The sequence below is a fragment of the Minwuia thermotolerans genome (assembly GCF_002924445.1).
Lineage (GTDB): Bacteria > Pseudomonadota > Alphaproteobacteria > Minwuiales > Minwuiaceae > Minwuia > Minwuia thermotolerans.
Genome location: NZ_PIGG01000031.1, coordinates 405,158 through 418,252, shown reverse-complemented (window position 1 = coordinate 418,252; position 13,095 = coordinate 405,158). Strand labels below are relative to the sequence as shown.

General features: G+C 69.4%; 11 protein-coding genes and 1 tRNA gene. 3 read left to right on the top strand and 9 right to left on the bottom strand.

The features are described from left to right. Positions 1-15: 15 nt before the first annotated feature. Positions 16-837 (top strand): MBL fold metallo-hydrolase, encoded by an 822-nt coding sequence (locus CWC60_RS09845; protein ID WP_164516466.1) that lies wholly within the window; start codon positions 16-18, stop codon positions 835-837. A 13-nt stretch (positions 838-850) separates the two neighbouring features. Here the strand turns inward: CWC60_RS09845 and CWC60_RS09840 are convergent, their stop codons facing one another. The 5 genes from CWC60_RS09840 to CWC60_RS09820 form a co-directional block, all read right to left on the bottom strand. Continuing rightward, entirely contained in the window at positions 851-1,099 is a 249-nt protein-coding gene (locus CWC60_RS09840) for a cupin domain-containing protein (protein WP_420891155.1), read from the bottom strand. A gap of 81 nt (positions 1,100-1,180) precedes the next feature. Continuing rightward, positions 1,181-1,957, bottom strand: a complete 777-nt coding sequence (locus CWC60_RS09835) for an SDR family NAD(P)-dependent oxidoreductase (protein WP_109793808.1) — start codon at positions 1,955-1,957, stop codon at positions 1,181-1,183. Between the two features lie 4 nt (positions 1,958-1,961). Next, complete coding sequence (locus CWC60_RS09830) at positions 1,962-2,561, bottom strand: glutathione S-transferase family protein (protein WP_109793807.1); 600 nt, start codon at positions 2,559-2,561, stop codon at positions 1,962-1,964. Next, the gene (locus CWC60_RS09825; RefSeq protein ID WP_109796305.1) at positions 2,558-3,511 is read right to left on the bottom strand and encodes a DMT family transporter; all 954 of its coding nucleotides are present in this window, start codon (positions 3,509-3,511) and stop codon (positions 2,558-2,560) included. The genes CWC60_RS09830 and CWC60_RS09825 overlap by 4 nt, the downstream gene beginning before the upstream one ends. Positions 3,512-3,527: 16 nt before the next feature. After that, a complete protein-coding gene (locus tag CWC60_RS09820) occupies positions 3,528-3,719 on the bottom strand; it encodes a hypothetical protein (RefSeq protein ID WP_109796304.1) in 192 nt (63 codons plus the stop codon). Between the two features lie 78 nt (positions 3,720-3,797). Between CWC60_RS09820 and CWC60_RS09815 the strand changes: the two genes are divergently transcribed. Further along, positions 3,798-4,637, top strand: a complete 840-nt coding sequence (locus CWC60_RS09815; RefSeq protein WP_109796303.1) for an exonuclease/endonuclease/phosphatase family protein — start codon at positions 3,798-3,800, stop codon at positions 4,635-4,637. A gap of 6 nt (positions 4,638-4,643) precedes the next feature. After that, positions 4,644-4,719 (top strand) — tRNA-Lys (locus CWC60_RS09810). A 36-nt stretch (positions 4,720-4,755) separates the two neighbouring features. Here CWC60_RS09810 and CWC60_RS09805 read toward each other — a convergent pair. The 4 genes from CWC60_RS09805 to CWC60_RS09790 form a co-directional block, all read right to left on the bottom strand. After that, a complete protein-coding gene (locus CWC60_RS09805; RefSeq protein WP_109793803.1) occupies positions 4,756-5,160 on the bottom strand; it encodes a response regulator in 405 nt (134 codons plus the stop codon). A gap of 17 nt (positions 5,161-5,177) precedes the next feature. Beyond that, positions 5,178-8,645, bottom strand: a complete 3,468-nt coding sequence (locus CWC60_RS09800) for a CheR family methyltransferase (RefSeq protein ID WP_109793802.1) — start codon at positions 8,643-8,645, stop codon at positions 5,178-5,180. 177 nt (positions 8,646-8,822) lie between these two features. After that, a complete protein-coding gene (locus CWC60_RS09795; RefSeq protein WP_109793801.1) occupies positions 8,823-11,960 on the bottom strand; it encodes an efflux RND transporter permease subunit in 3,138 nt (1,045 codons plus the stop codon). Continuing rightward, complete coding sequence (locus CWC60_RS09790) at positions 11,957-13,069, bottom strand: efflux RND transporter periplasmic adaptor subunit (protein WP_109793800.1); 1,113 nt, start codon at positions 13,067-13,069, stop codon at positions 11,957-11,959. Before CWC60_RS09790 ends, CWC60_RS09795 begins: the two co-directional genes overlap by 4 nt. Positions 13,070-13,095: the final 26 nt, after the last annotated feature.

The following is a 13,095-nucleotide window of genomic DNA, read 5'->3' as shown; positions in this document are numbered from 1 at the left end:
GGGAGAGGGGATAGCATGGACGTGACAATTCTCGGCAGCGGCTCGCCGATGCCGCATCCGGATCGCGCCGGCCCGGCGACGCTGGTGCGTGCCTGCGACAGGAATTTCCTGTTCGATTGCGGCCGCGGCGTGTTGATGCGGACCGCGGCCGTCGACGTGGGCGCGGCGGCGCTTGCCGGGCTGTTCATTACCCACATGCACAGCGATCATACGACCGACTTCAACGACGTGATCACGACGCGCTGGATCATGAGCCCCTCCCCGAACCCGCTCGCCGTGTACGGTCCGGCCGGATTGGCCGCTTTCGCCCGCGCGACGCTGGCGGCGCTGGAGACGGATATCGGCTACCGCATCGCCCATCACGACGACCTGACCGATCCGCCACGGCTCGATGTTCACGAGCTTGAAGCGGGGCTCGCGCTCGACACCGATGGAGTCCGCATCACCTGCGCGCCCACCGATCACAGCCCGGTCCATCCCACCCTGGGCTACCGCATCGAGGCGGAGGGCCTCGTCGTCGCCATCGCCGGCGACACGGTGCCGTGCGCTGGACTGGACGAGATCTGCCAGGACGCGGACATCTACGTCCAGACCGCGATCCGCCGCGACGTGGTCGAACGTGCGCGGATGCAGCGGATGCGTGATGTTCTGGATTATCACTCCGATGTCCGCCAGGCCGGCGAAACTGCCCGGCGCTGCGGTGTGAAGACACTGGTGCTGAACCATCTCGTGCCGCCACCGTCGCCGGAGCAGGAAGCCGACTGGAAGACCATCGCCGCCGAGGTCTTCGACGGCGAGATTCTCCTTGCCCGGGATCTGATGCGGATCGGAAGCTGAGCCGCCGCCGGTACTACTCTCCGCCGTCGGGCCCGTAGAAGATCACCCAGGTGGCGAAGTCGTCCGAGAAATCCTCGAAGCGATGCTCGGCGCCGGCGGGGGCGAAAAGGGCGTCGCCGGGTCCGAACGGCACGCGCTCGCCATTCATGAAGAACGTGCCCGAGCCGCTGGCGACGATGTAGATCTCGTCCTGGTCGTGCGGCGTCTGCGGGTCGCGGCCCTTCGGCGCGTAGTAGCGGAGCGTCATGGAGCCGTGCTCCATGAGCAGCGGTGACGCGCGCCCCGCCGGAATGGGCGCGACCTTCGCTTCCTCGATCGTGGCTCGGATCTTCATGGCTCGTTCCTAGCCGGCGGTGGCGTTGGCCATGACGCCGCCGTCGATGACGAAGGTCTGGCCCGTGGTCCAGGATCCGGCGGGCGCGGCGAGGTAGACCGCGATGCCGGCGATGTCCTCGGGCTCGCCGAGACGGTTGAGCGGCGTGCCCTTGATCCGCCGCGAGGCCCGGTCCTCGTCCGACCACAGCGCCTTCGCGAAGTCGGTCTTCACCAGCCCCGGCGCGATGCAGTTGAAGCGGATGTTGTCCTTGCTGAACTCGGACGCGAGGTTGCGCACCAGCTGCATGTCGGCGGCCTTCGAGATCGCGTAGGCGCCCAGCGCCGCGCTGCCCTTCAGGCCGCCGATGGAGGAGACGACGATGAAGGCGCCGTCCTTGCGGGCCTGCATCTCCGGCACGACCATCTGCGCCAGCCAGAGGTTCGACTGCACGTTGCAGGTCATGATCTTGTCGAAGGCGTCGTCGGGAATGTCGAGGTTGGAGCCCATGAAGGGGTTCACCGCGGCATTGCAGATCATGATGTCGATCTGCCCGTAGGCGGCCTTCGACTGCTCGACCAGCTTGCCCAGGTCTTCGCGGTGGGTGATGTTGCAGGCGATGGCCGTCGCCTCGCCGCCATCGGCCGTGATCTCGTCGACCACGGCCTGGCAGGCGTCCAGCTTGCGGCTGGCGACGACGACTTTGGCCCCGTGGGCGGCCAGGGCCTGGCAGATCGCCTTGCCGATGCCCCTGGAGCCGCCGGTGACGACCGCGGTCTTGCCGCTCAGGTCGAAGAGGTGCCGCATCGCGTCAGCGTCCCGGCATGGCCGGGCGCTTGGTGCAGCGGTTCAGCCAGTCCGGAATGTTCGGATATGCCGACATGTCGAACTTGGACAGCTTCGCCCAGAGCAGCACGCCGGCGACGTTCAGATCCGCCACGGTGAACTCATTGCCCACCAGGTAGTCGTGATCCGCCAGGTGGTTGTTGAGCACGGTCAGCGGCCATTCGAGGTCCTTCTTCGACTGCTCGACCACCTTCGGGTCGCGCTGGTCCTCGGGCAGCATCGCGGCGTGGAACAGATAGTTCAGGATCGGCTTCTCGACGTCGGTCATGACCCAGAAGCTCCATTCCAGAACCCGGGCCTCGCCCTGCAGATCCTTCGGGATCAGCTTGCCGTGCTTCTTGGCCAGATAGATGTTGATGGCGCAGCTCTCGCCCAGGGCGAAGTCGCCGTCCTCGATCGCCGGGACATGGCCGGCGCGGTTGATCGAGAGATATTCCGGCTTGCGCGTGACGCCGGAGCGGAAATCCATCGTGTCCTGCTCGTAATCGAGGCCCAGCTCGTTGGCCATCCAGACCGTGCGCAGGGCGCGGGACTGGTTCGGTCCGTGGATCTTCAGCTTGCTCACCGTGTTTCCTCCCCATCGGTCAGGCTTGCGACGGGCGGCATTTGATCCGCCTTCGGCACGGCAGTCAATCGCCGCCGCCTGCGCAGATCCGCCCACTGCATCAGGGCGATGGAACCCAGCACCAGCAGGCCGCCCAGCGCCTGCAACAGGCCCAGCAACTCGCCGAACAGCGCCCACGCCTCGACGATGGAGGTCACCGGCTGGATATTGGTGAACATGCCCGCCTTGAGCGCGCCGATCCGGCTGATGGCGTAGAGATACATCGGCATGGCCGAGCCCTGCAGCAGGGCGACGCCGAACAGTCCGCCCCAGCCGCCCGGCGTTTCGGGCAGGCGGACCTCCGCGAGGGTCAGTCCGATCAGGGCCATCACGACCAGCGACACCCAGCCGAAATGGAATGTCATGACGAAGACGTTGACCCGTCCGAAATGCCGCGCGACGAGGACGGCGTTGATGGCGGTCGCCACGGCCGCCACCAGCGAGAAGGCGACGCCCCGCCAGTCCGCGTCGCCGGCCGAGGCGCCCAGCATCATCGCCAGGCCGACGAAGGCCAGGACGATGCAGAACAGCTTGAGCGGGCTCGACGGTTCGATGCGGAGGACGGTGACGATCACCGCGATGAGGATGGGGAAGGTGAAGAACAGCAACGCCGCCAGACCGACGGAGATGAACTCGACCGCCCCGATATTGCCGTAGGTCATGGCGGTCATCAGGACGCCGTTCAGCAGCGCCAGAGGGAACAGGCCGGGCGGCAGGCGGAAGGTGCGCCGGGTCACCAGCAGGCCGATGGCGATGGCCGTGATCATCATCGAGGTGCGCGTGGCCGCCACCACGATGCCGCTTGCGCCGCCGTCATAGGCGAAGCGCGCCACGGCCACGGCGCTGCCCAGGAACACGCCTGCCAGCAGCGCCAGCAGGAGACCGGCGATCTGAGTCCTGTCCGCTTCCACGATTCCTCCCCGGCCGTCAGGGTGGCGCGACCGCGGGCGGCGGCGCAACCGCTATCGGCGGGAGGGTGGGCCGTGGATTTCGGCGGTGGGCGACGGCCCGGGGCATTTCCTCTACCGTCCGGCCGGTGACGCGGGTGTAGAATCGCGTCATGGCCGTCATGCCGGCGGCCGCCGGTTGGTTCCAGATCAGGTCGCCGCGTTCGCTCATGATGCTCTCCCGGTGCACAGGTCATTTCAGGCCAATGAAAGCTGGCGGAAGACCGGCGCCGTCCGGGCGTGCGGCGTCATGAGGGTCGTGGCCTGGAACTGCGCCATGGCGCTCGATCGGAAATGGCCGGCGCTGGACGCACTGGCGCCCGATATCGCCGTCATCAGCGAATGCGCCCGTCCCGAACGCCTGCGCGCCGCCGGCATGGACCTGCCGCCCCGCCGCATTGCCTGGACGGGGCCGAACGAGGTCAAGGGCCTGGCCGTGATCGCCCGGCCGCCGTTCCGCGTACGCCGTCTGCCCGTGCACGATCCGGCTTTGCCGCACGTCATGCCGGTGGAGGTCCGGGGCGCCGGGCTCCGCTTCACCGTGCTTGCCGTCTGGGCCCAGAACGCGTCCGGGGGTTTCCGGCGCCGGGCCGAGCCGGGCCCCTTCAACCGCGCGCTGGACCGCTATGGCTGGCTGGCGGGGCAGGGGCCGCTGATCGCGGCCGGCGACTTCAACAACCACGAACGCTGGGACCGGCCGGGCCACGCCATCAACTTCGCCGAGAACGTCGCGCGCTGCCGCCGCCTGGGCCTGGTCAGCGCTTACCATCTCGCCCGCGGCGAGCCCTTCGGCGCCGAGAGCGAGCCGACGCACTACTGGCGCGACCGGCGCGAGGACGGACCGGTCTATCACATCGACTATCTGTTCTTCAGCGCCCGCTGGCAGCCGCGGCTGCGCCGTTTCGGCATCGGGCCGTTCGCCGATTTCTGCGCGGCCGGGCTCTCCGATCACGCGCCGCTGGCGGCGGATTTCGACCTCGGCCGGGGCGCCCGGTCGGCCGCGAAACCGGTGCCGTCTTGGCTATTGCCAGTGCGCCGGCGATCCGCTAGAAACCCGTCTCCGCTGAACGGGGCCACGGGCGCCGTCTGAGAGTGTGGGCGCATAGCTCAGTTGGTAGAGCAGCTGACTCTTAATCAGCGGGCCGTAGGTTCGAGTCCTACTGCGCCCACCAATTCTCCCGATGATTCCGGCAGGTTCTGGGCCGTGGTCAGGCCGCGGTGGCGCCGCGGCGCAGGCCGGCCAGCAGATTCCACAGGTCGCTGACCGCGACCGGCTTGGACAGGCGGGGCGCCTCGCGCAGGGCGGGGTCGCCGGCGGGACTGGCGCTGTAGCCGCTGACCACCGCGTAGGGGATGCCGCGGCGGCGGAGCTCCTCCGCCACGGGCGCCACGCTGGCCTCTCCCAGAACCTCGTCCAGCAGGGCGGCCTCCGGACGGTCCCGCTCGGTCGCCTCGACGGCGTTCTCGACGGTGGCCACGGGGCCGACGACCGTGCAGCCGAAACCCTCCAGCATGTTGCGCAGGTCGAGCGCGATCAGGGCCTCGTCCTCGACCACCAGCACCCGCCATCCGTTCAGCATCGCTTCGGTGTCCCGCTTGCCTTCGTCCGCCATCCGGGGCCTTCCTGCGGTCACGCGCGCTGCAGCGTGAATTCGCACAGCAGCCCGTCGGACCCGCGTCCTACATGTAGGGAGCCGCCCAGGTCGTATTCAACCAGTTGCGCGATCAGCCCGTCGTCGAAGGCGCGGCTGCGCTCCAGGGCGCTGGTGGGGCCGCCGACCTCCTGCCAGGTCACGCGGATGACGTCGTCGTCCTCCAGGATCCAGTGCAGTTCGACGTGCCCGTGGCCGTCCTCGTGCAGGGCGCCGTCCCGGGCGGCGGAGGCGATGAATTCGTGCAGCACCATCATCAGCGATACCGCCTTCTTCGGCGCGATATCGACATTCGGTCCCTTCGGATGCAGGCGCGCCGCATCGGTCTCGGCGGCGGCCTGACGGACAACGTCCATCATGCCGGCGGGGGTCGTGCTGCGGTCCAGCAGCAGTTCGTGGCCCCGCGCCAGGGCGGCCAGCCGACCCTCGAACTCTTCCCAGAAATCCTGCAGCGTGTCGCTGCGCGCCTTGGTCTGCAGCGCCAGACCCTGGACCACCCCCATCCAGTTGCGGAGCCGGTGGTCGAGCTCCTCCATCAGCAGGCGCTGATGGGTCTCGGCGCGCTGCTGCTCGGTGACGTCGACCACGCCGAGAAGGATCAGATCCACGCTGTCCAGCCGCCGGCCGTTCAGCAGCATGATGCGCTGTCCGATGGATTCGAACCGGTGCTCGACCAGGTGGTTCTCGAAACGGCTTTCGCGCGACAGGGTTTCGCTCAGCAACTGCCGCAGTTCGGGGATGTTCCACTGGCCGTTGCCCAGATCGTAGATCAGCCGCCCGGCTGTCTGCTCCGGCGCCACCTGGAAGGTTTCGTAGAACGCGGCGTTGGCGGATTGCACCCGCAGGTCCGAATCCAGCACCAGCAGGGGCCCCGGCATCGTCTCGACGATGCTCTCCGCGTACTGCCGCGCGGCCTGGACCTCGGTGATGTCGCTGAAGCTGGCGACGACGCCGTCGATGCGGTCGTCGCCGGTGCGGTAGGGCGAGATGCGGCGCTGGTACCAGCGTCCGTCAGGCCCCGGGATTTCCCTTTCCCGCCGGGTCAGGTCCCGCAGCACCGCGCGGCAATCCGCTTCGAATCCGGGGTCGTCGAAATGCTGGACCAGCTCGGTTATCACCCGGCCCTGATCCGAGGACCGGACGACGAACAGCGCTTCCATGCCGGGGGAGAACCAGCGGACAGCGAGTCCGGTATCGAGAAACAGCGTCTGCACGTCGGTGCTGTTCAACAGGTTGTCGAGATCGCTGGTGCGTTCCCGCAGGGCCTCGACCTTGGAGCGAAGCTGGTTGTTGACCGCGTTGAGCTCCTCGTTGAGCGACTGCAGTTCCTCCTTGGAGGTTTCGAGCTCCTCGTTGGTGGCCCGAAGCTCCTCGTTCATCGACATGATTTCTTCGTTGTAGGACTTCAGGTCCTCCTGGGCCCGGCCCGCCTCGGCGGAGCAGGCGTCCAGTTCCCGCTGCAGCAGCCGGATCTCCTCCTCCAGTTCCCGTTCGCGGGTATCCGAACGCGCCGTTTCCGCGCCGGTGGCCGCCCTGGCCTCCGGTCTTTCGACGAAACTCACCAGCCAGCGGTTCTCGGCGCCCCGGGCGGTCAGCGGCGCCACTTCGATATGGATCGGCATCGTGCCGGCGGGCGTCGAGGCCTGGGCCGGCTCGACATGGACGGCGCCGCTTGCCCGGGCCTGCTCGACGGCGCTGCGCAGCCGCGTCGACATGCCGTCGCGCAGCAGCAGCAGCAGGTTGCGGCTGGGCTCGCCCGCCTGCGGCTTGAGATAGCGTTCGACGCCGCCGTGGAAGTAGAGCACCTCATAGTCCTGATCGATCAGCACCGACGGCGGCGCGTGGCGGTCGGCGAGCGCCTTCAGCGTCAGCTCCGTCGCGCGCGGCGCTGCGCCCGGCCGGGTTCTGGCGGCGGGCGTGGCACTGCTGCCGCCGCCCTGATCTCCGGCCACGGGAAACGGCACGGCGCTGGCGTGCGCGGGTTCGGTCCGCGCGTAGAGCCGCGAGTCCGTGTCGATCGCCTCGAACAGGCCGGTCTCGCCGGAAATGGATTCGACGTTGCCCAGGAAGAGGTATCCGCCGGGGCGCAGCGAGAAATGGAACAGGCGGATGAGCCGGCGCTGGAACTCGGGGCGCAGATAGATCAGCACGTTGCGGCAGACCACCAGGTCCATCCTGGCGAAGGGCGGATCCTGCAACAGGTTCTGGGCCGCGAAGACCACGCTTTCGCGCAGTTCCGGGCGCACCCGCACGGTGTCGCCCTCGCGTTGGAAATACCTGTGCTGGCGCTTCTCGCTCAACGCCTGTACGGCGGCGGCCGGGTAGACGCCCTGGCGCGCGCGCGCCACCGCGGCCTCGGAGATGTCGGTGGCGAAGACTTCGACCCGGCCATGGCGGCGCTGCGCCTCCATTTCCTCGCGCAGCAGGATCGCCAGCGTATAGGCTTCCTCGCCCGAGGCGCAGCCGGCCACCCAGGCGCGCACCACGTCGCCCTGTTCGGACTGAACGATCGGGCGGATCGCCCGTTCCAGCAGCATGTCCCAGGCCGGGGGATCGCGGAAGAAGCCCGTCACCGAGATCAGCAGGTCGTTGGCCAGCGCACGGACCTCCTCCGGATCGCCGTCGAGCCGGGCCACGTAGTCCTCGAACGCGCCGCCGCTCAACTGCAGCCGTCGTTCGATGCGCCGTTGCAGGGTCCCGTTCTTGTAGGGCGTGAAATCCAGCCCGGTTTCCGACCGGATGGCGTTGATGACCGCGCCCAGCCGCCGTTGGCCGTCGGACGAAAGGTCGTCGGAATTGTCGCCGGCCGCATCGTGGTCGCGCAGGGCGATATCGTCCCGGCCCCCGTGGCCGTTGGCGGCGTAGCGGACGATCAGGCCGGCCATCTCCGCCGGGGCGCGGATCGCGTCGACCAGACCGGTCTGGATCGCGTTCTGCGGCATCTCCGGGAACTCGGCCGACTCCGGGGTCTGCGCCAGCACGAGTCCGTTGTGCTCGCGCACTGCGGCGAGGCCAGCCGAGCCGTTGGCGCCGGTGCCGGACAGGACCGCGGCGATGGTCCGCGCGCCCACGTCCTGCGCCAGGGCGGTGAAGATGTCGTCCACCGGATGGTGCGCCGCGCCGGCGGCCCGGTCCTTCGGCAGCAGGCGGCCGTCGCGCACGTCCAGGGTCTGTCCGGGCAGCAGGACATGGACATGCCCGGCCCGGATCGCCGTTTCCCCGGTGATCGACCGCACCGGCAGCCGCGTCGCCGACTGCAGGATTTCCGCCATCATGCTTTCGTGGTCGGGCGAGAGATGGGGGATGACCAGAAAGGCGATATCCGCCGTCCCGTCTTCGCCGATCTTCTCGTCGAGCGCCCTGAAAAACGCCTGATAGGCCGCAAGGGCCCCCGCGGAACCGCCAAGGGCGACCACAGCGAAACTGTCGCCTGTCTTTTCGTTCATCTCCCTGCCCGGATCGCGACGCCGCAGCGTCGGGACGCGGAGGCGTGAATCGTGATGGGACCGTCGAGCTTGCGCGCGGTAATCCCGCTCCGACCATTATTTCTTTTCCGGAACACCTTCGCGCTTCTGGACCTTCAAGGCAAGGTCGGGCCGGCGGAGCCGCATCGAGGGCTCCCGTCATCCGGCCTGTTCCGGTGGTCCGTCGCCGCCGCTTTCGGCCAGTTCGCGGTCGACGCGGCGGCTGGTGGCGCCCGGGGCGCCGCTCCAGGGCGCGATCAGCCTGTAGAGGCCGGGCACGATCAGCAGCGTGATCAGTGTCGCCCCTGCGACGCCCGCCATCACGGTGATGCCGATGACAGATCGGCTCTCGGCGCCCGGGCCGGTCGCCAGCGCCAGCGGGAGGGCGCCGAACAGCGTCGCGATCGAGGTCATCACCACCGGGCGGAAGCGCGTGCGCGCGGCGTCCAGGGTCGCGGTCTCCAAGTCATCGCCGTCCTTGCGGCGGCGGTTGGCGAAGTCGACGACGAGGATAGCGTTCTTGGCCAGCAGGCCGATGGCGAGCAGCAAGCCGATCTGGCTGAAGATGTTGAGGCTGAAGCCGCCGGCCCAGAGCGCCGCCAGCGCCGCGGTCAGCGCCAGCGGCACCGCCAGCATGACGGTCAGCGGATAGTGGAAGCCCGAGAACAGGGCCGCCAGCACCAGATAGACCACCACCAGCGCCATGGCGAAGACGGCCATGACCCCGGCGCTGGATTCGGCGAAGTCGCGCGAAAGCCCGAGATAGGCGGTGCCGGCTTCGGGCGGCAGCCGCTCGGCGGCAATCCGGTCGAGTTCCGCCAGGATGCGCGCCAGATCGGCGCCTTCGGCCGGGACGGCGGAGAGGACGACCGAGGGCCGCCGGTCGATCCGCCGGTAGCTGGTGGCGCTGCCGATGGTTTCGGTCGCGATCACGGCGGCGAGCGGCACCATTTCGCCTTCGGCGTTGCGGACCTGCAGGGCGCCGATGTCGCCGCGGTTCCTCCGGTCGGCGTCCCGTCCGCGGACCATGACCTGATAGGTTTCGCCGTCGCGGTAGAATTCGGTGATGTCGTCGCCGCCCAGAAAGATGCGCAGCGCCTCGCCGATGCGGGCTGCCGAAAGCCCCAGGTCCGCGGCCAGCCGGCGGTCCACGGCGAGCGCGATCTCGGGGCTGCGGCGGCTGAACTCGACCTCCAGATTCCGGACCAGTCCGCTTTCGCGGGCGTTCGCGGCCACCATCCGCGCCCAGCGATAGGCTTCCGCGTAGCCGGGGCCCTGGATGACGAACTGGATCGGCTTGCCGAAGCCTTCCGGCGTCAGGGACGCGGGGCTGATCGGCACGGCCTCGGCGTCGGGCAGCGCCAGGATCGGGCCGGTGACCTCGGCAACCAGGTTCTGCTGGCTGATGTCGCGTTCGCCCCAGGGTTTCAGCTTGGCGATGATGAAGGCTTCGGTGACCTGCGCCGGGCCCTGATTGCCCGTGCCGACGATGGAGATGGTGTCGGCGATCGGGCCGTCCGCGCCCATGTGCGGCTGCAGGATGGCAGCGATCTTCGCCACGGCATCCTTCGTCTCGGCCAGGGTGGCCCCCTCGGGTGCGGAGACCGGGATGAGGAAGGCGCCGCGGTCCTCCGTCGGCGCCAGCTTGCCGGGCAGGCTGGTGAAGAGCAGGTAGCCCGACGCGCCCAGCACGACCGCGATAAGGGCCACCAGCCACGGCGCCGCGAGCAGACGCCGGGCGAGGCCGGCATAGCCCTTCTCCGCCCGGGCCAGCGCGCCGGTGAACAGCCGCGTCACCGGGTTGCCGCCATTGCCGCGGCTGCCGGCCTGCACCGTGCGCGAGGCGAGCATGGCGCCCAGCGTCAGCGCCAGGAAGGAGGAGAACACGACCGCCGCCGTCAAGGTGATGGCGAATTCGGTGAACAGCCGCCCGACAAAGCCGGTCAGCGCCGCGATGGGCAGCAGCACGGCGGCGAGCACGGTGGTTGTCGCGACGACGGCCATGAAGACTTCGCTCGCGCCCCGGACGCCCGCGGCCAGGGCGGGCTCGCCCTCTTCGCGTTTCCGCGTGACGTTCTCCAGCACCACGATGGCGTCGTCGACGACCAGGCCGATGGCCAGCACCAGCGCCAGCAGGGTCAGGGTGTTGATGGTGAAGCCGGCGGCGTACATCACCGCGAAGGCGCCGATGGCGGAAACCGGGATGGTCGAGGCCGGCACCAGCGTGCCGCGCAGGGAACCCAGGGCGAGATAGACCACGGCGATCACCAGAGCGATGGTGATCAGCAGGGTTTTCACCACCTCGCGGATCGATCCCTCGATGAAGGCGGACTGGTCGTAGGAGACCGCGAGGTCGATGTCGGCGGGGATCTGCGGCTCCAGCGCGTCCAGCTCTGCCCGCACCCGTTCGGCGACGGCCAGCGTGTTGGAGCCCGACTGGCGCACCACCCCCAGGCCCACGGCGGGTTCGCCGGAGCGGAAGACGGCAGAGCGGTCGTCCTCGGCCCCCAGCTCGACCGCCGCGACGTCGCCCAGGCGTACTGTGCCGTCCGGGTTTGCGCGCAGCACGAGATCCCGGAAGGCTTCCCGGTCCGGCAACTGGGTGTCGACGCGGACGGTGAACTCGCGGCTTTCGGCCTCGATGCGGCCGGCGGGCGCTTCCAGGTTCTCCCGGCGCAGCGCGGTGGCGACGTCGCTCACCGTGACGCCGCGGGCGGCCATCCGCTCGCGGTCCAGCCAGACGCGCATGGCGTAGCGCCGCTCGCCGCCGACGATCACCTGGCTGACGCCGCGCAGAATCGACAGGCGGTCGACAAGATTGCGGATGGCGAAGTCGGTGAGGGCGCGGCGGTCGCGTTCCGACGAGGTCAGGGTCAGCCACATCATGGCGTCGGCCTGGGCGCTGGCCTTGCGGATGATGGCTTCCTCCGCCTCGTCGGGCAGTTCGCCGCGCACCGCAGAGACCCTGTCGCGCACGTCCGCGGCGGCGGCGTCGAGATCGCGGTAGAGTTCGAAGGCGATCGTGATCTGGGCGAACCCTGCGCGCGAGGTGGAATCGATCAGGTCCACGCCGTCGATGCCGTTGAGATTGTCCTCGACGACCTGGGTGACGTCGCGCTCGACCACCTCCGCCGATGCGCCCGGATAGACGATGGAAACCGATACCTGGGGCGGATCGATATCGGGATATTCCCGGACCGGCAGGCGCAGCGCCGCGGTGACCCCCAGGACCAGGATCAGCAGCGCCGCAACCACCGCGAGCACGGGTCGGCGGACGGCCCGTTCGGACAGGGTCATCGCCGCGCCTCCTCCCCGGCGGGCCGGATGGCGGCCCCGTCCTCGATCTTCTGCAGGCCCTCGGCGACCACCCGGTCGCCTTCGTCCAGTCCCTCGCGGATCTCGATCCTTCGGCCGGTCAGGACACCGGTCTTCACCAGCGTCCGGCGCGCCTTCAGACCCGCGTCCGTTTCCTCGGCGCGGAAGACGAAGCTTTCGAAACCCCGCCGTTCGACGGCCTTGTGCGGCACGAAGACCGCCTCGGGGCAGCGCCCGGTAACCGCCGCGACGGTGATGAAGGCGCCGGGCGTCAGGTCGCAGCCGTCGGGCAGCGCGGCCTCGAAACGGCGCGTGCGGCTGGTCGGGTCGCCGAGCGGCGACACGGTGAGAAGCCGCGCCTGCCGGCAGCCCTCGGGGCCCGAGACGAGGCGCAGAGCGCCGATCCCGGCGGCCTGTTCGGCGACCTCCAGCGGCAGGTCGAAGCGCAGGCGCAGGTCGTCGGTCGTCTTCAGTCTGACGATCTCCTGGCCCGGGCTCAGATAAGCCCCCTCATCGACGGCGACGAAGCCCACCTCGCCGGCGAAGGGCGCGCGGACCCTGCGGTCCTCCAGCCGGGCCTGGGCCGCTTCGAGCTCGGCGCGCGCCGTCGAACGGGCCGCCCGGTCGGTTTCCAGCCGCGCTTCGGTCGCGACTCCTTTCTCGAACAGGAACTGCGAGCGCCCGAGCGCCGCTTCCGCCTCGGCCAGGGCGGCGCGCGCGGCGTTCACGGCGGCCTGTTCGGAGGCATCGTCGAAGCGGATGACGGGCGCGCCCTTCTCGAGACGCTGGCCATCCTCCACCAACACCGTTTCGACGCGCCCGGCGACCTCGGAGGTGATCTCGACGGCTTCGGCGGCGGTTACTTCCGCGCTGGTTTCGAAGCGGTCGAGGGCGGTCGCCAGTTCCACCGGAGCGAGACGGACCGCGACGGCGGACCGGTCTCTCTCGCCGCCGCCATCCTCAGTCTCGGCGCCGAGGACGGCGGCAACCTCCTGCGGCAGCCAGGACCGGACCGTGTCCCAGTAGACGAAGCACGCGGCCACGGCGGCGAGAACGAGCGCCGCCGCGGCTGCGGCCACAATCCTCTTCATGTGCGGACGAGTCCTTTCCTGGCCGT

Bases quoted from the DNA above. Each gene is read 5' to 3' on its own strand.
- CWC60_RS09840 (WP_420891155.1), bottom strand. From the start codon at position 1,099: ATGGAGCACGGCTCCATGACGCTCCGCTACTACGCGCCGAAGGGCCGC.
- CWC60_RS09790 (WP_109793800.1), bottom strand. From the start codon at position 13,069: ATGAAGAGGATTGTGGCCGCAGCCGCGGCGGCGCTCGTTCTCGCCGCC.
- CWC60_RS09805 (WP_109793803.1), bottom strand. From the start codon at position 5,160: ATGGCGGACGAAGGCAAGCGGGACACCGAAGCGATGCTGAACGGATGG.
- CWC60_RS09820 (WP_109796304.1), bottom strand. From the start codon at position 3,719: ATGAGCGAACGCGGCGACCTGATCTGGAACCAACCGGCGGCCGCCGGC.
- CWC60_RS09800 (WP_109793802.1), bottom strand. From the start codon at position 8,645: ATGAACGAAAAGACAGGCGACAGTTTCGCTGTGGTCGCCCTTGGCGGT.
- CWC60_RS09795 (WP_109793801.1), bottom strand. From the start codon at position 11,960: ATGACCCTGTCCGAACGGGCCGTCCGCCGACCCGTGCTCGCGGTGGTT.
- CWC60_RS09835 (WP_109793808.1), bottom strand. From the start codon at position 1,957: ATGCGGCACCTCTTCGACCTGAGCGGCAAGACCGCGGTCGTCACCGGC.
- CWC60_RS09815 (WP_109796303.1), top strand. From the start codon at position 3,798: ATGAGGGTCGTGGCCTGGAACTGCGCCATGGCGCTCGATCGGAAATGG.
- CWC60_RS09845 (WP_164516466.1), top strand. From the start codon at position 16: ATGGACGTGACAATTCTCGGCAGCGGCTCGCCGATGCCGCATCCGGAT.